15 protein-coding genes and 1 pseudogene are annotated in these 21156 nt (G+C 54.5%); 4 read left to right on the top strand and 12 right to left on the bottom strand.

The features are described from left to right. The first annotated feature begins 214 nt into the window (after positions 1 to 214). Entirely contained in the window at positions 215 to 1411 is a 1197-nt protein-coding gene (locus C813_RS34485; protein WP_017456892.1) for an L-talarate/galactarate dehydratase, read from the top strand. Positions 1412 to 1489: 78 nt separating this feature from the next. Then, a complete protein-coding gene (locus C813_RS34480; RefSeq protein ID WP_017456891.1) occupies positions 1490 to 2800 on the top strand; it encodes an MFS transporter in 1311 nt (436 codons plus the stop codon). A 68-nt stretch (positions 2801 to 2868) separates the two neighbouring features. On the opposite strand, the gene C813_RS34475 is transcribed toward C813_RS34480, so the two are convergent. The 7 genes and pseudogenes from C813_RS34475 to C813_RS34440 form a co-directional block, all read right to left on the bottom strand. Beyond that, entirely contained in the window at positions 2869 to 3762 is an 894-nt protein-coding gene (locus C813_RS34475; RefSeq protein WP_017456890.1) for a transporter substrate-binding domain-containing protein, read from the bottom strand. Between the two features lie 9 nt (positions 3763 to 3771). Next, a complete protein-coding gene (locus tag C813_RS34470) occupies positions 3772 to 4545 on the bottom strand; it encodes an amino acid ABC transporter ATP-binding protein (RefSeq protein ID WP_017456889.1) in 774 nt (257 codons plus the stop codon). After that, the gene (locus C813_RS34465) at positions 4529 to 5452 is read right to left on the bottom strand and encodes an amino acid ABC transporter permease (RefSeq protein ID WP_017456888.1); all 924 of its coding nucleotides are present in this window, start codon (positions 5450 to 5452) and stop codon (positions 4529 to 4531) included. The genes C813_RS34470 and C813_RS34465 overlap by 17 nt, the downstream gene beginning before the upstream one ends. Positions 5453 to 5461: 9 nt before the next feature. Continuing rightward, a complete protein-coding gene (locus C813_RS34460; protein ID WP_017456887.1) occupies positions 5462 to 5971 on the bottom strand; it encodes a GNAT family N-acetyltransferase in 510 nt (169 codons plus the stop codon). Between the two features lie 10 nt (positions 5972 to 5981). Continuing rightward, positions 5982 to 8242 (bottom strand): annotated as a pseudogene (locus C813_RS47530) (NtaA/DmoA family FMN-dependent monooxygenase). A 65-nt stretch (positions 8243 to 8307) separates the two neighbouring features. Continuing rightward, positions 8308 to 9429, bottom strand: a complete 1122-nt coding sequence (locus tag C813_RS34445; protein ID WP_017456884.1) for a M20 peptidase aminoacylase family protein — start codon at positions 9427 to 9429, stop codon at positions 8308 to 8310. After that, positions 9426 to 10442, bottom strand: a complete 1017-nt coding sequence (locus C813_RS34440) for an MsnO8 family LLM class oxidoreductase (RefSeq protein WP_017456883.1) — start codon at positions 10440 to 10442, stop codon at positions 9426 to 9428. The genes C813_RS34445 and C813_RS34440 overlap by 4 nt, the downstream gene beginning before the upstream one ends. A gap of 463 nt (positions 10443 to 10905) precedes the next feature. Here C813_RS34440 and ansP point away from each other — a divergent pair, with 463 nt between their 5' ends. After that, positions 10906 to 12378: an L-asparagine permease gene (ansP, locus tag C813_RS34435; RefSeq protein ID WP_017456882.1), complete on the top strand. Its 1473-nt coding sequence runs from the start codon at positions 10906 to 10908 to the stop codon at positions 12376 to 12378. A gap of 249 nt (positions 12379 to 12627) precedes the next feature. Here ansP and yncE read toward each other — a convergent pair whose 3' ends face one another. Next, positions 12628 to 13689 (bottom strand): 7-bladed beta-propeller protein YncE, encoded by a 1062-nt coding sequence (yncE, locus tag C813_RS34430; protein WP_017456880.1) that lies wholly within the window; start codon positions 13687 to 13689, stop codon positions 12628 to 12630. Between the two features lie 265 nt (positions 13690 to 13954). Here yncE and pqqU point away from each other — a divergent pair, with 265 nt between their 5' ends. After that, positions 13955 to 16066, top strand: coding sequence for a TonB-dependent receptor PqqU (gene pqqU, locus C813_RS34425; RefSeq protein WP_017456879.1), 2112 nt, complete (start codon positions 13955 to 13957; stop codon positions 16064 to 16066). 45 nt (positions 16067 to 16111) lie between these two features. On the opposite strand, the gene C813_RS34420 is transcribed toward pqqU, so the two are convergent. The 4 genes from C813_RS34420 to C813_RS34405 form a co-directional block, all read right to left on the bottom strand. Continuing rightward, positions 16112 to 16978: a GNAT family N-acetyltransferase gene (locus C813_RS34420; protein ID WP_025263617.1), complete on the bottom strand. Its 867-nt coding sequence runs from the start codon at positions 16976 to 16978 to the stop codon at positions 16112 to 16114. A gap of 70 nt (positions 16979 to 17048) precedes the next feature. After that, entirely contained in the window at positions 17049 to 18986 is a 1938-nt protein-coding gene (locus C813_RS34415; protein WP_017456877.1) for a methyl-accepting chemotaxis protein, read from the bottom strand. 194 nt (positions 18987 to 19180) lie between these two features. Next, entirely contained in the window at positions 19181 to 19837 is a 657-nt protein-coding gene (locus C813_RS34410) for a GntR family transcriptional regulator (RefSeq protein ID WP_017456876.1), read from the bottom strand. Between the two features lie 252 nt (positions 19838 to 20089). Beyond that, entirely contained in the window at positions 20090 to 21127 is a 1038-nt protein-coding gene (locus C813_RS34405) for an NADP-dependent oxidoreductase (protein ID WP_017456875.1), read from the bottom strand. Positions 21128 to 21156: the final 29 nt, after the last annotated feature.

Below are 21156 nucleotides of genomic sequence, written 5' to 3'. Positions count from 1 at the left end.
ACCCGCAAATCACTCACGCAATGTTATCGCTATCATTTTGAGGTGTGACGAGACGTCATCACCGGAAAAATGTGATTAATGTAGCAATAAGCCCCTTTTTTAGCGCTGAGTTTGTGAACGGTTGTACAAAATCCACCCGTTTAGCTGGTGATTGTTTTTTTATCGATCTACAAATGTTAGCGCAAACATTATTGTTGTTCACAGGAGCAAAACCATGACCGTAAGTGCTAATTCCGATGCTGTAACCTACGCCCGCGCGTCCGGTGTCAAAACCGCGGCTGAAACCGGCGACCGTATCGAGTGGGTAAAACTTTCCCTCGCCTTTTTACCGCTGGCGACGCCGGTAAGTGATGCGAAAGTGCTGACCGGGCGGCAAAAGCCGCTGACCGAAGTGGCGATTATCATTGCCGAAATCCGCAGCCGCGACGGTTTTGAAGGCGTCGGTTTTAGCTATTCCAAACGCGCCGGCGGTCAGGGGATTTACGCCCATGCCAAAGAGATTGCCGATAACCTGCTCGGCGAAGATCCCAACGATATCGACAAGATTTATACCAAGCTGTTGTGGGCGGGAGCCTCCGTTGGCCGCAGCGGGATGGCGGTGCAGGCTATCTCCCCTATCGATATTGCGCTGTGGGATATGAAAGCCAAACGCGCCGGTTTACCGCTGGCGAAGCTGCTCGGCGCGCATCGCGACTCCGTGCAGTGCTACAACACCTCGGGCGGTTTCCTGCATACGCCGCTGGATCAGGTGTTGAAAAACGTCATTATCTCGCGTGAAAACGGCATCGGCGGTATCAAAATCAAAGTCGGCCAACCGGACACCAAAGAGGACATTCGCCGCCTTACCGCTGTGCGCGAAGCGCTGGGCGATGACTTCCCGCTGATGGTGGATGCCAACCAGCAATGGGATCGCGAAACGGCGATTCGTATGGGACGCCAGATGGAGAAATTTAACCTTATCTGGATTGAAGAGCCGCTCGATGCCTACGATGTTGAAGGCCACGCCCAGCTTGCTGCGGCGCTGGATACGCCGATCGCCACCGGCGAGATGCTCACCAGTTTTCGCGAACACGAGCAACTGATCCTCGGTAACGCCAGTGATTTTGTGCAACCAGACGCACCGCGCGTTGGCGGCATCTCGCCGTTCCTGAAAATCATGGATCTGGCGGCCAAACACAACCGCAAACTGGCACCACATTTTGCTATGGAAGTGCACCTTCATCTGTCTGCCGCCTACCCGCTGGAACCGTGGCTGGAGCATTTCGAATGGCTGAATCCGTTGTTTAACGAACAGCTGGAACTGCGCGATGGCCGGATGTATGTCTCCGACCGCCACGGCCTGGGCTTCACGCTGAGCGAACAGGCGCGCGCCTGGACTCAGCAAAGCTGCGAATTCGGCAAACGCCCATAACAATAGATTGCGGACGGGAGGCTCCTTCCGTCTTTTTTGTTCCCTACACCGACATTCAACCCTGTTAAAGGAGTTGTGATGAATACAATAATTAAACGTACCAATGTGCGTTACAGCATTCTGTTATTTTTGTTTCTTGCCACGGTATTTAATTATGCCGACCGCGCGACACTTTCCGTTGTTGCGCCAATTATGAGTAAAGAGTTAGGTTTTGATCCTGAAGCACTGGGCCTCGCATTTTCCGTATTTGGCATCTCTTATGTGGTAATGCAAATTCCCGGCGGCTGGCTGCTGGATAAATATGGCTCGCGGTTAGTTTATGGTGTGGCGTTGATTGGCTGGTCTGTCGTCACGATGTTTCAGGGTACGATTTATCTGTATGCCAGCCCGCTCATTGTGTTGGTCGTGCTGCGCCTGATGATGGGCGCCATTGAAGCGCCTGCCTTCCCGGCTAACAGCCGTCTTAGCGTGCAATGGTTTCCTAATAAAGAGCGCGGTTTTGTGACGGCGGTTTACCAGGCTGCGCAATATATTTCATTAGGCATTATCACCCCGCTGATGACGATTATTTTGCACACTCTTAGCTGGCATTATGTTTTTTATTATATTGGCGCGATTGGTGTAATGCTGGGGATATTCTGGTTAATTAAAGTTCGCGATCCATTATCCCATAAAGAAATTAATCAACATGAAATTGATTATATTCGCGATGGCGGTGGCGAACCGGAATTAGGCAGTAAAAAAGGACCAGCGAAAATCAGTTTCGCGCAAATAAAAAGTGTCTGCGTGAATCGCATGATGATCGGCGTTTATATTGGTCAGTTCTGCGTGACGTCGATTACCTGGTTTTTTCTCACCTGGTTTCCCACCTATCTTTATCAGGCCAAAGGGATGTCGATTTTAAAAGTGGGCTTTGTCGCCAGTATTCCGGCTATCGCCGGGTTTATCGGTGGCCTGCTGGGCGGCGTGGTATCCGACTGGCTGTTGACGCGCGGATACAGCCTGACCACCGCGCGTAAATTCCCGGTTATCTGCGGCATGCTGCTCTCCTGCGTGATTGTGCTTGCCAATTACACCGATTCCGAAGTGGTGGTGATTGCCGCCATGAGCGTGGCGTTCTTCGCCAAAGGGTTTGGTAATCTTGGCTGGTGCGTGCTTAGCGACACGTCGCCAAAAGAGGTGCTGGGGATAGCCGGTGGCGTGTTCAATATGTGCGGCAACCTGGCGAGTATTGTTACACCGCTGGTGATTGGCGTGATCCTCGCCAATACCCACTCATTTGATTACGCGATCCTCTATGTCGGCTCAATGGGGCTGATTGGTCTCTTCTCTTATCTGTTTATTGTTGGTTCGCTGGAGCGAATTACGCTTACGCCAACCACAGCCTGACACTGGCGACTCGGGTGCGCCACGCTGTTCCGCAAGCTGTACTCCCGGCGGAACAGCGTTTTTTTGGTTTAATCGTAAGTGATCCCCGGTGGGTTGACCTGCGAATGTTCAACCGCTTCCCCCTGCTCTCCCCAGCGCGCCAGCACCTGTTGATATTCACCGCGCGAGATTGCGCCATCCAGCGCCGCCTGCAAGGCATACACCAGACCGTTCCCTTTTTTCGTGGTGGTTGCGACCCACGCTTTTTTCGGCCCCAGGCCGACGACTTTCGTGTTGCCGTTAAGCGCTGCTTTATAGGCCGCGACGGATTGCGGGCCAAACACCACATCGGCTCGCCCCGACTGAATATACAAATTCCCCGAGGCGTCATCTGTCAGGTAAATCGGCTGCGCTAACGAGCGACCGGCGGCCTGGTTCTCTTCATTCCAGCGCAGCAGAATGCGCTCCTGGTTGGTGCCGGAACCGACAATCACTTTGCGACCGGCGAGATCGCCTGCAGAGCGGATAGCCTGAATTGCGCTGGAGGATTTCACCGAAAACGCCAGTGAATCCGCGCGGTAGGTGGCGAAGTCAAACTTCTGTTTGCGCGCTTCGGTGACGGCAATATTCACCAGCGCGACATCATAACGCCCGGACGTAATGCCCAGTGGCCAGTCCTCCCATGCAGTGGGCACCAGTTTGAGCTTTAACCCGAGGCTTTGCGCCAGTAAACGGGCGATATCCGGATCGCTGCCGATGCGCGTGCGGTTATCACTGGCAACCAGCGCCAGCGGCGGGGAGTTAAGCGCCGAGATCGCCACCGTTAATGTCCCCGGTTCGACAAAGCGATAATCCGCCGGGATTTTCGCGATCGCCGCCGCGTTGCGCTGCACCGTGATCGGCTGTTCATTAGCCTTTAAATCAAGCTGCCCGGCGGCGAAACTGCCCGCGCTGACCAGCAGCAGCGCCAGTAATCGTTTCATGGTGGCTCCTTATAAGACCTTCGATAAAAACTGGCGTGTGCGCGGATGCTGCGGGTGATTCAGCACCTCGTCACTGCTTCCCTGTTCAACAATTTTGCCATCGACCATAAACACCACCTGGTCGGCGACTTCGCGCGCAAAGCCGATTTCATGGGTTACCACGACCAGCGTTGAGCCGGCGCGTGCCAGCTTTTTGATCACATCCAGCACTTCGCCCACCAGTTCCGGATCCAGCGCCGATGTCGGCTCATCGAACAACATCACGTGCGGGCGCAGCGAAAGCGCGCGGGCAATGGCGATGCGCTGCTGCTGTCCGCCGGAAAGATGGCGCGACCAGGCATCGGCTTTATTACGCAATCCCACCACATCCAGCAGATCGTATGCCTGATCGATGGCCTCTTTGCGGCTCAGCTTTTTGTGGGCAATCGGCGCTTCAATCAGATTTTCCAGCACCGTCAGGTGCGGGAACAAATTGAAATTCTGAAACACATACCCAACGTTGACGCGCTGGCGCAAAATCTCCTTCTCTTTCAGCTCATACAGTTTGTCGCCGTGCAGGCGATAACCGATGTATTCACCATCAATGCGTATAAACCCTTCATCCACCCGCTCAAGGTGATTAATGGTACGCAGCAGCGTTGATTTCCCGGAACCGGATGGCCCCAGGATCACTGTGACCGAACCGGGCGGAATCTCCAGCGACACCTCATCCAGCGCTTTATGGCGACCAAAATATTTGCTGACGCCGGTAATCGAAATATGACCATTAAGAGAGGTTGGCATGAACAGCCTCCTGCGCTTGCGCTACGCGGGCAGTGGAATAGGAACGAACGCGCGAGGGTGAAATCGCTGAACGGCGTTCGCTACGTGCCAGCCAGCGTTCAACCAGATACTGGATAGCGGACAGCACACTGGTGATCACCAGATACCAGACTGCGCCAACCATCAGCAACGGGATAACTTCCTGCGTGCGGTTGTAAATCATCTGAATGGTGTAAAACAGCTCCGGCATCGCCAACACATAAACCATTGCCGTGCCCTTGGCGAGGCTGATTATCTCGTTAAAACCGGAGGGTAAAATCGTGCGCAGCGCCTGCGGCAGAATAATGCGCAGCGTGCGCCGCCAGGCGGGTAACCCCAGCGCGGCCGCCGCTTCGTACTGTCCGTGATCGACCCCAAGAAAGCCGCCGCGAATAATCTCGGCGGTATAGGCACTTTGCACCAGCGTCAACCCGACGACCGCCGTGGAAAACTGCCCAAGCACGTTAATGGTTTGATAACTCGCCCACTGGATGCCGGTAAACGGAATGCCAAGCGATAAGGTGTCGTACAGATAGGAGAAGTTATAAAGAATGATCAGCACCACAATCAACGGCAGCGAGCGAAACAGCCAGATATAACTCCACGCAAGGCTACTCAACAGCCACGACGACGAAAGCCTGGCTAACGCCAGTAAACCGCCGAAAATCACGCTCAGCGCTGTGCCGAGCAAAGTCAGTAACAGCGTCTGCCCCAGGCCTTCGAGGATCACCGGGTCGAAAAACCAACGGGCGAACACTGTCCATTCCCAGCGCGGGTTAAAAGCCACGGACTGAATGATCGCCGCCAGCACAAACAGTGCAATAACCGCGCCGACCGTGCGCAGTGGGTAGCGTGCGGGTACCACTTTGATGGTTTCTGTATTTTTCATGGTCGCTCCTCAGGCGGTTTTGCTTAAACGCTCAACCGACAACGCTTTAGTAAACCGCAACCGACCGTCAAACGGCGGCTGGCTGTACTCTTCCGGATCGCGATGGACATCAAACTGCGGCTGATAGCCCTGGCTCAGATAAAGCCGCACCGCTTCCGGCTGGCGAAAGCCGGTGGTCAGGTAGATATGGCTGTAACCGGCCAGTAACGCGCGCCGCTCCAGCTCCTGCACGATTTTGGCCGCCAGCCCTTGCTTACGCAGTGCCTGCTTCGTCCAGATGCGTTTGATTTCCGCCGTATGGGCATCAAACGGTTTGTAGGCACCGGTCGCGATAATTTCTCCGTCACGCTCCAGCACTATAAACAGCCCCTGCGGCGCTAAATACCACTCGGTGAGTTCCACTTCGGCGCTGCGGGAAAAATAGTCGCCATATCGTGCAGCGTATTCACCAAACAGCCCGTCTAAAATCGGCTGTAATTCCGGTGCGTCTGGCGAGACATCGCGAAAATGTTCACTCATGACAACCTCCTTAATCGCCAAGCCCCGCCGGATTCACCTCCGACGCCGGAATACGTTCTACGCCCTCGCCCCAGCGATTGAGCACTTTGTCGTAGTCACCGGTTTTGATAGCGCCATTGAGCGCCGTTTGCACCGCTTCAACCAGCCCGCTGCCTTTACGTAACGTGACGGCGATATGGGCCGCGTTCGGCCAGCCGCCGTCCACGCTGCCAACCAGTTTGGTTTTGCCGGTCAGTGCCGCTTTCCACGCGCCAATCACGTTCGGGCCGAAGTAAGCGTCGGCGCGACCGGATTGCAGCGCCAGCGTCTGGGCGGCGTCATCTTTGGTGTAGACCGGCGTAAAGGGTTTCAGCCCCTTTTTCACGTTTTCCGCGTTCCACGCCAGCAGGATCGCCTCCTGGTTCGTGCCGGAGCCGACAATAATGCGCAGCCCGGCAATGTCTTCGGCTTTCTCCATCGATTTCAGCGGACTGGTGGACTTGACGTAAAATCCGAGTGAATCCTTGCGGTAAGTGGCGAAATCGAACTTCGCTTTGCGCTCTTTGGTGACGGTAATATTGCTGATCGCCGCATCATATTTGCCGGAGGTGACACCGAGCGGCCAGTCCTCCCACGACGTCGGCACCACGTTCAGCTCCAGGCCTAAGCTGCTTGCCACCAGGCGGGCGATGTCCACTTCGCTGCCGAGCAGGGTTTTATTGTCATCGGCAAAGACCGTCAGCGGCGGCGAGTTGAGCGCTGCCACGGCGACGGTCAGTTTGCCCGGCACCACAAAGTGATAATCCTTAGGCAACTGCGCAATGGCTTGTGCGTTTTTCGCCGTGGTGATCGGCGTTTTGTTGGCTTCCAGGCTCACGCCCGTCCCGTTGATATTGACGTCGTTGGCCCAGGCCAGCGGCGTCAGCGCAAGCGTTGCCGCCAGCAATAGCGATGTTTTCTGCATAGCGTTTTCTTCTTTTATTGTGAGGAGGGGTGAACAGGCAGCGGTAAACCTAAACTTTCGCGCAGCGTCGTTCCGGGGTATTCCGTGCGGAACAGACCGCGAGCCTGCAGCAGTGGCACCACTTTTTCGACAAAGCGCGGGAAGGTGTCCGGCGTACCGCCCTGGATGATAAAGCCGTCTGCGGCGTAGCTTTCGAACCACTGCTGTAAGCCATCAGCGACCTGCTCCGGTGTGCCAGAAAAGCGTGGGCGCGGCGAGGCGCTCTCCAGTGCCACCTGGCGCAGCGTTAACTGGCGTTCGCGCGCATTACGTTTGATCTCATCAGTGGTGCTGCGAAAACTGTTTTGCCCCAAATCGCCGATATCCGGGAACGGCTCGTCGAGCGGGTACTGGCTGAAGTCATGGTGTTCGAAATAGCGCCCGAGGTAGTTCAGCGCATCGGTAATAGAAACCAGCGCGGCGGTGGTCTGGTACTGCTGTTCAGCATCCTCTTTGCTGTTGCCGACAATCACGCTGACCCCCTGGAAAATATGCAGCTCATCATGGCGGCGGCCATATTTTTCCAGCTGATTTTTTACATCGCGATAAAACGCTTTAGCTTCATCAAGCGTCTCCTGATGCGTAAAAATGGCGTCGGCGTGACGGGCGGCCAGTTGTTTTCCATCGTCTGAGGCACCCGCCTGGAAAATAATCGGTCGCCCCTGCGGCGTGCGGCCAATATTCAGCGGCCCGGCAACCTGGAAAAAATCACCGTGGTGATTAAGCGGATGTAATTTGCTGGCGTCAAAGAATTGCCCGGTGGCTTTATTGCGTACAAACGCATCCTCTTCCCAGGAGTTCCATAGCCCTTTCACCACATCGAGATATTCATCGGCAATGCGGTAACGTAAGGCGTGATCCGGATGCTGCGCGCGGGAGAAGTTTTTCGCCGAGCCTTCCAGCGGCGAAGTCACCACGTTCCAGCCCGCGCGCCCGTTGCTCAGATGGTCAAGGCTTGCGAACTGGCGCGCGACGGTAAATGGCTCGCTGTAGGAGGTGGAAAGTGTGCCCACCAGACCGAGGTGCGAGGTCACGCTGGCGAGCGCGGATAATACTGTAATGGGTTCAAAACGATTTAAAAAATGCGGGATCGATTTTTCGTTGATATATAAGCCGTCGGCGACAAAGAGAAAGTCCAGTTTCCCCTGTTCGGCAATACGTGCGGTTTCCTGCACGAAGCCAAAATTAATGCTGGCATCGGCGAGCGCCGCCGGATGTCGCCACGCGGACATATTTCCCGACGCGCCATGTAATATGGTGCCAAGCCGCAGTTGTCGTGCTGTAGACATAATCGGTCCTCATATTCAGGCAACAGGTGGCCCGGAGCGAGAGCCCCAGGCAGACAAATTTCACATCAGGATTGCAGCAGTGCTTTTTCTGCCAGCAGCGCGAAATAACGCGCCGCCTCTTCGATTAATGCTTCATCGGGGTTAAACGCCGGGTGGTGCAGGCCGTAATCGCTGTCGCTGCCAATGCTGACAAACGCGCCGGGAATATGCTGCAAATAGACGGCAAAATCCTCGCCCCCCATGTGCAGATCCGCCTCCTGCGTCTGGTAACCGTGCCAGTCGGCAACATCGCGGGCGAAGGTGGCCCAGCGATCGTGATTAACCAGCGCGGCAGGCCCTGCAAACCAGCGCACGTTAATATTGGCGTCAAACGCCTGTGCCAGCCCGGCGGCAATATCATCGACGCGGCGTTTGACTTTTTCTCGCACTTCCACCTGGTGAGTGCGCAGCGTGCCTTCCAGTTCAACCTGCTCCGGCAGCACATTCCATGTGTTGCCACCCTGAATGCGCGTGACGCTCAGCACCACCGACTCCAGCGTATTGACGTTACGGCTGGCAATGCTTTGCAGCGCGACCACCAGTTGGCTGGCGAGCAAAATGGCGTCGTTACCTTCGTGCGGGCGTGCGGCGTGCGCGCCTTTGCCGGTAACGGTCAGCGAAAAACGATCCACATTGGCGTAAAACGCGCCGCCGCGCGTTGCAAACGATCCGACCGGTAAGCCGGGTTCGTTATGCATGCCAAAAATGGCGCTCACGTTGTTCAGTGCCCCGGCGTCGATTAGCCGTTTCGCGCCGCCAAAATTCTCTTCTGCGGGCTGGAACAGAATTCGCACTCGGCCGGTCAGTTGCGGCTCCCTCTGTTTAAGCAGCAGCGCCGCGCCGAGCATAACGCTGGAGTGAATATCATGCCCGCAGGCGTGCATCACGCCTGGGTTGCGCGAAGCAAACGGCACGTCGACCGCTTCTTCAATCGGTAAGGCATCGATATCGGCGCGCAGGGCGATCACTTTTTCGCCGCTGCCCACTTCCGCGACCACACCTGTCGGCAGGCTTAACGGCAGCAATCTCAGCCCGGCGCTTTCCAGCCAGTGGCGAATGCGCCGGGTGGTTTCAAACTCCTGCAGCGACAACTCCGGGTGCTGGTGTAACTCGCGTCGCCAGTCGATCAGTTGTTCCGCAAAGCTCATCCCGCCACCTCCTGTGCTGCTTTGGTGTTTGCGTGGGCCTGCGCCAGCCGCAATACAGAGGTCAGCCGCGCGCTGCCTTCGCTGATCGGCGTGTCGATAATAAATTCATCAATGGCGAATTGCTGATGCAGTTGATCCAGCCCCGCCAGAACCTGCTCTGCTGTTCCGGCGATCAGGGAGGGCTCGCGTTTAGCGATACGCACCGCCGGGCTGCCTGCCTGGCGAGCAAACGCATGGCCTTGCGCCTCGCTGGCGACGCTCACGCGCTGACCGTTTGCCAGCTCGACGCCCCAGACTTCAACCTGTTGCGCCAGCGCATGCGCCTGCTCTTCGGTGTCGGCAACAATCACCTGCACGGCGACCAGCGTGTCGCGCTGGCTCTGTTGCTGCCACTGCGTGACAACGTCACGTAAAAGAGCTTTGTCACCGTTGAGATGGGCGGCGAAAACGAAATTCCAGTCCAGTTTTGCCGCCAGCGCCGCGCTTTCGAGACTCGCGCCAAGCAGAAAACCGTCCGCAGGCTGCGGTGGCAGCGGCGTAGCCAGAACGGTTTCTTCCGCGTGGTCATCTTTTGACAGGGACAACCAGTTATCCAGTTGCGCCAGTTGATCGGCAAAACTGCCCTTTTCGGCGCTGTTTATTCCCTGCTGGAGTGCGCGGGTGGAAAGCGGCAAACCGCCGGGGGCTTTGCCGACGCCAAGATCAACGCGCCCCGGCGCAAGGGTTGCCAGCAGGTTGAAGTTTTCCGCCACTTTGAATGGGCTGTAATGTTGCAACATGACGCCGCCGGAACCGACGCGAATTCGCCGCGTCTGGCCGAGTATCCAGGCGATAACCAGCTCCGGCGACGGGCTGGCCAACTGGGTGGTGTTGTGATGTTCGGCAATCCAGAAGCGGTGATAACCCCAGTTTTCCGCCTGCTGCGCCAGTTGCAGCGTGCGGGCCAGGGCGTCCTGTGCGGTTTCGTTCTCCGCGATGGGGCTTTTATCCAGCAAACTCAGGCGATAAGACATGCAATTAACTCGCGTTAGAAGAGATAACCCCATTAATAGGGCGACGCGCGCATGCTGTGAAACAATTAATTTACATTAAATAAGCAAAAAATTTGCAAAGACATGGATGCCGGTGCTGCGGTTGTCATGATGACTGATAACAACCACGTAATAATTCTGTAAATTTGTTACACATTCTTTTTACTTATACAGGTTATTTCTGTTGCATTTTCCATCGGGTTAAATCATTTGCTCTGCTCGTTACCCTTAACCTCACAATTTCCGCTAATAGTCGGCTGCTATGGCACTGGTATGTTTTGCGTCGCATATCGATTGCGGTTACGATGCTGCGCCATGTTTGGTCTTATCCATACGAAGAAACACTGGAAAGACAAAACATTTTCCCGCGCCAGGCAATCGATTGGTTTTCTGCCTGCCGGGTAGAGGAATTCCGCAAGGTTCAGACAGGTAAACAGGTAACGCAATGAAAACAGACAACAACGTCACGGATCATCACGCCGCGAAACGACGCTGGCTCAATTCTCACGAAGAGGGCTACAACCGCGCGATGGGTAACCGCCAGGTGCAAATGATTGCTATCGGCGGCGCAATCGGTACAGGTTTATTTCTGGGCGCAGGCGCCCGACTGCAGATGGCGGGGCCGTCGCTGGCTATCGTTTATCTGGTGTGTGGTATTTTCTCCTTCTTTATTCTGCGCGCGCTGGGCGAACTGGTATTACACCGCCCTTCCAGCGGCAGCTTCGTCTCTTATGCACGTGAATTTCTTGGCGAAAAAGCCGCGTATGTTGCCGGTTGGATGTATTTCATCAACTGGGCGATGACCGGTATCGTGGATATCACCGCCGTTGCGCTGTATATGCATTACTGGGGCGCGTTTGGTGATGTGCCGCAATGGGTGTTTGCCCTTGGCGCGCTGGCGATTGTCGGCACCATGAACATGATCGGCGTGAAGTGGTTCGCGGAGATGGAGTTCTGGTTTGCGCTGGTCAAAGTGCTGGCGATTGTGGTGTTCCTGGTCGTCGGGACCATTTTCCTCGGCAGCGGTAAACCGCTCGATGGCGGCGCGACCGGTTTCCATTTGATCACCGATAACGGCGGTTTCTTCCCGCACGGCCTGTTACCGGCGCTGGTGCTGGTTCAGGGTGTGGTGTTTGCGTTCGCTTCTATCGAACTGGTAGGTACGGCGGCTGGCGAATGTAAAGATCCGCAGACCATGGTGCCGAAAGCCATTAACAGCGTTATCTGGCGTATCGGTTTGTTCTATGTCGGCTCCGTGGTGTTGCTGGTTCTGTTGCTGCCGTGGAATGCGTATCAGGCGGGACAAAGCCCGTTTGTGACCTTCTTCTCCAAGCTGGGCGTGCCATATATCGGCGACATTATGAATATGGTGGTGCTGACCGCGGCACTCTCCAGCCTGAATTCCGGGCTTTACAGCACAGGTCGTATTCTGCGCTCAATGTCGATGGGCGGTTCCGCACCGAAATTCATGTCCAAAATGAGTCGTCACCACGTGCCTTACGCGGGCATTCTGGCGACCATTTGCGTCTACATTGTTGGCGTGTTCCTGAACTACCTGGTACCGTCGCAAGTGTTTGAAATTGTGCTTAACGTTGCGTCGCTGGGGATTATTGCGTCATGGGGCTTTATCGTGGTGTGCCAGATGCGTCTGCGCAAAGCTATCCACGAAGGCAAAGTGGCGGATGTTAGTTTCAAAATGCCGGGCGCACCGGTGACCTCATGGTTGACGCTGCTGTTCCTGCTCAGCGTGCTGGTGCTGATGGCATTCGATTACCCGAACGGCACATACACCATCGGTTCGATTCCGCTGATCGCGGTGTTGTTGGTTGCGGGCTGGTTTGGCGTGCGTAAGCGCGTTAACGAAATCCACAGCACCGCGCCGGTTCACCCAGATGCCGTACCGAAGACACGTTCGTAACGCGTATAAACGCAAAAAGCCGCAGCGGAAACGTTGCGGCTTTTTTGTTGGTGAAAAAGCTACGCCTGCGCTTGTTTAAAACGTTGCCAGGCGGCAGTAATCTGCGGCGCAATCAACGCATAGTTTTCCTGGGTATTATCCGTTGGCAGCCCTGTCGCCAGCACGCGCTCGTACTCGTCAAAATAGAGCGGTTTCGTAATCGTCAGTGAAAGGAAAAGCTCCCCGCAGGGAGCTTAAGATATCAAACGATTACAGCGCAATACGTATCACATCATCCGGCTGCGTGGCCTCTTTTTCACGCGTTGAAGCCTGTTTCACACTGACGTACAGCGTGTTGCCGTCCGCTGACAGCGCCAGGCTGTTCGGATGGGTTGGCGTGGCGAAAGTTTTCACTACGCGATAAGTTTTGGCGTCGATAACGCTCACCTTTCCCGCTTCGCGGTGTGTCACGTAGGCTTCATTGCGTGTCGGGTTAAACAGCACTGCCAGCGATTCCGGCGCGGCGATTTTCTCCAGTACCTTGCCGTTACGGGTTTCCACAACCAGCACTTCCGGCGCTTTTGAGTCGGTGATAAACGCGCGATGTCCGGCGGTATCAAGGCTCAGGTTGAGATAGAAGTGCTCTTTGCCGTCATCCTGCAATTTTTTGCGTTCAAGGATGCGATTGTTGCGGGTATCAATGGTAATTAACTCACCGTCGGCGTTGGTGGTGTAGAGGCGTTTCGCCGCGCTATCAATAGCAAGGCCAGTGCTATATGTTCCCGTACTGGTAATAGTCGTTTTCAGTTTCAGCGCCGCGCCGTCCACTACCCATACCGCACTCTCTTTCCCGACGCCGGTAATGTAAACCGTGTTGGTCTCTTCATCCACCGCCAGCTCGCGCGGGCTGAGCGGGCGCACCGTTTCCGAGCGCTTACGCGCATCTAACACCACGCGGCCTTTAATGACGCCGGTTTTGGCGTCTACCGCCGTGACGGAACCGTCTGTGGTGTTACCGAACCACAGTGTCTGCGTGCGGCTATTGAGCGTAGCGCCAAACGGTTTTAAATCGCTGTGAATGGCTTGCGTAATGTCAAGCGAGGCCGGATCCAGACGGTAAATCACCCCACCTTTATCCGTTTTGCGGCTCTGCGCGGTCGCCAGCCACAGCGCATTTTCCTGCTGGCTGATGGCCATTTCATAGGCGCCTTTCCCGACGGCTTTGCGCAGCATCTCCTCTGCGGCGTGGGTGTTAAATGACCCCGCCAGCAGTAACGATCCCAGAACCAACGTCCGGCGCAAGCGCGGCGAGCATAATTGACGTAAAGACATGACGACTCCCTTTGTTCAACTTGGTGGTTACGTTTTCACATGCGTCCAGTGCACGAAACGGCGGTTTCGCTTATTGTTATAGTTGAGAATAGTAATCATTAATAACAAGAAAGTGGAGCGTTAATCTTCGCGACGCAGGATCCCATTTCCTCCGTTACACTCGTCGTTAACGTAATGTGCGTTTAAAGTTTTCAAATAATTTACATACGCTTTAACATATTGGCGTATTTCCTTTTTTTGGTTCGTCTTTTAACTTGGTTCCGTCATGAATATCATTTCCGCCACAAAGGTCACCCTGCCGGTGTTATTGCTACCGGCTGCGCTCTCCACTTCCGCTTACGCGGCCGACAACGAACAAACGATGATTGTCAGCGCCACGCCGCAGACCGTTTCCGAACTGGACAGTCCCGCCGCCGTGAGCGTCGTTCAGGGCGATGATATCCGTCAGGCCGCGCCGCGCGTGAATCTCTCGGAATCGCTGAACAACGTTCCCGGTTTACAAGTGCAAAACCGGCAAAATTACGCCCAGGATCTGCAACTGTCGATTCGCGGGTTTGGTTCGCGTTCTACCTACGGCGTGCGCGGCCTTCGCCTGTATGTTGATGGCATTCCCGCGACCATGCCGGATGGCCAGGGACAGACATCGAATATCGATTTAAACAGTGTGGAGAGTATTGATGTGCTGCGCGGCCCTTTCTCGGCACTGTATGGCAACGCGTCTGGCGGGGTGATGAATGTCACTACCCAGACCGGTCGTGAACCGGCAACCATTGAAGCCAGCAGCTATTACGGCAGCTTTGGTAGCTGGCGCTACGGGCTGAAAGCCACCGGCGCGATGGGGGACGGAACGCACGCGGGCGATGTCGATTACACCGTATCCAGCACCCGTTTTGTCACCCAGGGCTATCGCGATCGCAGCGGTGCGCGGAAAAATCTCGCCAACGCCAAACTCGGCGTGCGTATTGATGACGTAAGCAAACTGAGCCTGATTTTTAACAGCGTTGACATTAAAGCCAACGACGCAGGCGGATTAACCGAGTCTGAATGGAAAGACAACCCGCGCCAGTCGCCGCGCGCGCAGCGATATGATACGCGCAAAACCATTAAACAAACCCAGGCGGGCTTGCGCTATGAGCGCCAGATGAGCAGCCAGGATGATTTCAGCGTAATGATGTACGCCGGTGAGCGTGAAACCACGCAATATCAATCGATCCCGCGCGCTCCGCAGCTCAACCCAACCCACGCGGGCGGCGTGATTGATTTAACGCGCCACTATCAGGGTATTGATACCCGCTGGACGCACCGTGGCGAACTGGGCGTACCGGTAACCTTTACCGGTGGTCTGAACTACGAAAACATGAGCGAAGAGCGCAAAGGTTACGAAAACTTTGTGATGGATGGCACCATGCCGGTGTACGGCGAAAAAGGCAATCTGCGCCGTAACGAACGCAACCTGATGTGGAACGTCGATCCGTATCTGCAAACCGCCTGGCAACTGACCGATAAGCTGTCGCTGGATGCGGGCGTTCGTTACAGCTCCGTCTGGTTTGATTCCAACGATCGCTACATTACGGCGCGAAATGGTGATGACAGCGGCGAAGCCAGTTATCACAAATGGCTGCCTGCCGCGTCGCTGAAATATGCCATGACCGAGGGCTGGAATGTGTATGCCGCCGCCGGTCGTGGTTTTGAAACGCCTACCATTAATGAGCTCTCCTACCGCGCGGATGGCAAAACCGGTCTCAACTTCGCGCTGAAACCGTCGACGAACGACACCCTGGAGATCGGCAGCAAAACGCGTATCGGCAATGGCCTGCTGACGGCCGCGTTGTTCCGCACTGATACCGATAATGAGATCGTCACCGATACCAGCACTGGCGGGCGCACCACCTATAAAAACGCCGGAAAAACCCGTCGTCAAGGCGCGGAATTATCCCTCGATCAGCAATTCGCCGGGAACTGGCGGGCAAAACTGGCGTGGACCTATCTTGATGCAACCTATCGCAGTGAGGTGTGCGACGGCGGATGTAATGGCAACCGTATTCCGGGTATCGCGCGCAATATGGGCTTTGCCTCGCTGGGCTGGCTCCCGGACCAGGGCTGGTATGCGGGCGCAGATGTGCGCTATATGAGCGATATTATGGCCAATGACGAAAACAGCGCTAAGGCGCCCTCTTATACCGTCACCGGGCTGAATACCGGGTATAAATTCAGCTATGGCAACTGGATGATGGACGTGTTTGGCCGGGTCGATAACCTGTTTGATCGCAAATATGTCGGTTCCGTTATCGTTAACGAAGGCAATAACCGTTACTACGAACCGGCTCCGGGGCGTAATTACGGCGTTGGCTTATCGGTCGCGTATCAGTTTGAATAATATGCAAGCCCCTGTTAGCAGGGGCTTTTTTTATAGCGATAACGGCTAGGCATGTGACAACAGCGGGAACATCACCTGATGGTCGCGAAACACATTCTCTTTGCCGCTGAACAGAAACAGCGTGTCCTCATCGTCAATTAACGTGCATTCGCATTCGCGGGTTTCTTTGGGCGTAAAACCTAACACCACACGCTGGGTTTGCTGATTCGCTAATGCATTAACGATTTGCGTTAAAGACGAGCCCGATTCGGCAAAAATATCGAAACACAGCAGCGTGCCTCTGTTTTGCGTGGCAATGGCGATAGCCTGATGTTTTTCTGAAAAATAGACGCACGCTTTTAAATACGACGCGCAGTAAAACATCAACAACCCCAGATTGTTATTCATCGGCAGCGCCGAAAAAGGGTTGGATTTCGCGTAATAATGCAGCAACTGCTGCCTGTCGGCGTCGTCGTCCATATCCAGCCGGCGAAAGTCACTCGCCATCGGCGTGGCGCGCAGGGTGTATTGATATTCCCGCGCTTTCTCAAAGCCAAATTTCGGATAGAAATCTCGCACGCTGGCGTTTGCGTATAAATAGATTGCATCGGCCCGGTATTGCCAGTCCTGGATAATTTCCGTCAGCAGGTAACGGGCAAGTCCGTTATTGCGATAACGCTTATCGGTCATTACCGTGCCTATCTGGATATAGCGTTTTTCTGCGCCCATCCAGCATGTGTCGATAACGTTAACCGAGGCATTGGCGATAACCTGGTTGTCATCGACCAGCGCGTAGGGAATGTAGTTTTCTGTCCAGAACCCCGCCTGATACCAGGCCTCGAAGGATAAATCGAAGATATCTACGGCTAAATCAATAAAGCTTTGGCGCAATATGTCGTGCTGTTTTAGTTGTTTTACCAGAGGGTATTTCATACCGCCGTTTCCCATAAAAAAGCCCGGATGCATCGCGCTTCCGGGCTGCTACTGATGCGCGTATCAAAGGTTAAAAGGTGGTCCAGCCCTCATCGCTCGTGGCGATTTCACGCGGTTCGACGCTCTGCTTCACGCCGGGTTTGGCTGTAGGTTTGCCGGTTTTGGCTACCGGTTTTGCGCCATTCTGCTCAAGACGGAACGTGGCGACCAGCTCTTCCAGCAAACGCGCCTGCTCTTCCAGCGAACCCGCCGCCGAAGAGGATTCGCTTACCAATGAGGCGTTCTGCTGCGTGGTGCTATCAAGCTCGCCCACCGCACGGGCGATTTGCTCAATACCGCGGCTCTGTTCTTCGGAAGCAGACGAGATTTCGCCCATGATATCGTTAACACGGGTGACAGACTGCACCACCTGATCCATGGTTTCACCAGCTTTTGCCACCAGTTCGCTACCGACATTAATGCGCGAAACCGACTCGCTAATCAGCTGTTCGATATCTTTTGCTGCCTGCGAGCTGCGTTGCGACAGGCTGCGCACTTCGCTGGCCACTACCGCAAAACCACGACCCTGTTCACCGGCGCGTGCCGCTTCTACGGCAGCGTTGAGTGCCAGAATGTTGGTCTGGAAGGCGATGCTGTTAATCACAGCAGTAATATCGGCAATTTTGTTCGAACTGTTATGAATATCGCCCATGGTATTTACCACTTCGCGCATCACCGTACCGCCTTCGCTGGCGGTTTTCGATGCCTGGGCTGCCAGGCTGCTGGCATTACGGGCATTATCGGCGTTGTTTTTCACCGTGGCAGTCAACTCTTCCATACTGGCCGCGGTTTCAACGACCGCCGCTGCCTGCTGCTCGGTGCGGGAAGAGAGATCGGTATTGCCTTCAGCAATCTCCGTTGCCGCACGCGAAACCTGGCTTACGCTGTTGCGCACTTCGAAAATCATATCGCGCAGCGTATCGTTCATCCGGCCCATTGCACCGGTTAATTGCCCCAGTTCATCCGTGCTCTGCGCACGAATTTTCGAGCTGAGATCGCCACTGGCGATACGTTCCGCCAGCGCCAGGTTGCGATCGATAGGACGTGTAATCTGACGGATAACCCACCAGGAGACGATCACGCCAAGCAGGATAGCAATCACACCGATAATCGCCGCAATGGTACTGGAGGTGTATGCCAGTTCATCGTTGTGCGCTTTCACCAGCGTAATGATCTGTTTGAGCGAGGCGCTGCTCTCATCCCCACCCACTTTCACTTTATCTTCCGCGGCTTTTAATGCCTGGAAAGCGCTGAGATAGTTAAGGCTCAAATCGCGGTATTTCACCGTGTCATCCCACAGGGATTGCAGCGGTGATTGCAGCTCACCTGGTAACTGGCTTACCAGCGCCTGAACGCTCTTCTGCGTGGCGACAAAACGGGCATCCAGCGCCTCTTTAGACTCTTTACCCGGGCTGTAACGTACCACCAGTGCGGCGTCGCGCACCGTGCTGATCGCAAATAACTGTTCGTAAATTTGTGCCATCAGCGCAGGGTCGGCCACCGGCGTGCGCACCAGCGTGGTGTAGCGCGCAGAGAGATCTTGTGCGGCCAGTTTGTCGAGTGATTCGCGCACGGTCTTGATATCACCGGTGGCTTTTTGCATCTCGCCAATCGCGGCCTGGAACTGTTCCAGGTGGCTGGCGACATCGTTGATAATTTGTTTTTCGTTTGCAGACCAGGACATGTCGTCTGCGCTGGTGGTCAGCTCGGAAGCGTGGCGCACGTAGTTGGACATCACCTGCCCTGATTTATCATCGCCATAGAAGTATTTCAGACGGTTAATTTTAGCCTGAAATACTTCAATGTTGATGTTGTACATAAGGTTGGTTTTTTCGTAGACGTCGCGTATTTCTTTAAAGCGCAATACGCTGAGGACGGTGGCAATAGCAACCAGAAAGAGAACTAACCCAAAACCGACTGACAGCTTTCTACTAATTTTTATGTTGCTTAACCGCTGGCTAAATGACATTCCGGACTCCTTGCTAAATCCCAATGTTAGCGCCCAACAACTGCACGCACACATCGTTATCGGCAAAGAAACCAGGGATTTCAGGTGCTGGCTGGTCTTATCAGTCAAAAACGTGATATTGATGCGCCCCATTCGCAAATTTTTCCGGGGAGCATCAATATATAAAGAGAATGATTATGTCGTTGAATTGGAACTCAGCGATAGAATTGTTTGTGAACGATGTTTGCGCCCTCATCAATCGCACGCCATAACGCGCGTTCGCTAGCGAAAGCGTCTCCCTCTTCTAACGCCGCCAACAAATCACTGTAATTTTCGACGCGCGTTAGATCCTCAGAATGTGGATAAAGATAATTGTAACAAGGTCCAATTCGGACCCATAACTGCTCAATCAAGGCGGTTAGCGTCGGCATCCCGGCGTGGCTGTAAACGCTAAAGCGAAACACGCGGTTAGCCTGCAGGCCCTGCTCGGTGTTACCGCTTTTCATTGCTTCATGGAAATTCGCCGCCAGGATACGCAACTCACGAATTTTCTCCTTCGTCATATGCTGGCTGGCAGCGCGTGCGGCCATACCCTCAAGATTTTTACGAATCTGGTTAATTTCGTTATAGCGATCAAGGCTGACTTCCGGCACCAGAAAAGCCTGCGCCGGCGTGGCATGCAGCGCGCCTGCGGAGACCAACCGCAGTAACGCTTCCCGCACCGGTGTAATACTGGTGCCTAATTGATCGGCTATTTCCTTTGTGATGAGTCGCGCGCCCGGTTTAAGCGCACCAATAATAAGCGCACTCTTAAGACTCGCCTCAACTTGCATGGTGAGACTGGTCCGCTGCGCTTTTTCCAAATCAAGCATGTTTGTATCCCGTATAATTTCTTATTTATTCTCAGCCTGGTAGCGTGTCCGTGATTTGTGTCAATGAATATATTATATACACATGCCTGGTCTTGGATGGTCGCGTAAAAGTTAAAACAATTTGTATTTATTATGCACAACTACCAGGAACCGCTTTCACAAGGTCATCAGTTCCTTATGCTTATCTAATTAAAGACGTTTCTCAAAAATTTGCACGATTTCTGATGGCGGTTTTTCACCGCCATCATTCTTTTAGCTGAGAGGCCCGATTTGCACTACGACTTTACCGAAATTTTTCCCTTCGAGCAGGCCGATAAAAGCGTCTGGCGCATTTTCCAGCCCGTCGATCAATTGCTCACGGTACTGAATTATTTCTTGTCGTATCCATTGTTCCATTTCTTGTTGAAATTCATGAATACGATGGCCGTAATCCTGACCAATAATAAAACCTTGCAAGCGAATTCGTTTTTTCAGCAGTGTTGCCATTAATAACGGAATACGATCCGGACCAGCAGGAAGATCGGTGGCGTTATAGCCGCTGACTAATCCGCAAAGCGGAATTCGCGCGGAGGTATTTAATAACGGCAGTACCGCATCAAATACTTTTCCGCCGACATTTTCAAAATAGATATCGATACCTTGCGGGCACGCCGCGGCCAGTTGTTCGGCAAAATCCTCTGCATGATGATCAATGCAGTGATCGAACCCCAGCACATCCACGGCATGACGGCATTTCTCGCTGCCGCCGGCCACGCCGACTACGCGACATCCCTTAATTTTACCGATTTGCCCCACCGTGGCCCCGACCGGACCGGTTGCGGCAGCAACAACCAACGTTTCACCGGCTTTCGGCTTGCCAATATCCAGCAAGCCCATATAGGCGGTAAACCCTGGCATACCAAGAATGCCAAGCGACCATGACGGGTGCGGCGGATTGTCTCCCAGTTTGACCAGGCCTTCGCCGCCCGAAATGTCGTAATCCTGCCAGCCGCTGTAACCCAGCACCCAGTCACCTTCGGCGAAATCCGGGTGCTGAGATTTGACGACGCGGCTAACGGTAGCACCGCACATCACTTCACCAATTTTTACCGGCGGTGAATACGATGGCGCATCGCTCATACGCCCGCGCATATAAGGATCTAACGAGAGAAAAACCGTGCGCAGCAACACCTGCCCTTCGCCCGGCGTGGCGATGCCATCTTCTTCAAGGCGGAAATTATCTGCGACGGGCGCGCCATGCGGGCGGGAAGCCAGCACCCAGCGGCGGTTGCGGTGAGGATCTTGTTTCATTGTTCGCTCCTGTACGTGTCAGACTAACT

The sequence above is a fragment of the Kosakonia sacchari SP1 genome, assembly GCF_000300455.3.
Classification (GTDB): domain Bacteria; phylum Pseudomonadota; class Gammaproteobacteria; order Enterobacterales; family Enterobacteriaceae; genus Kosakonia; species Kosakonia sacchari.
This window is presented reverse-complemented; position numbering and strand designations above follow the sequence as displayed.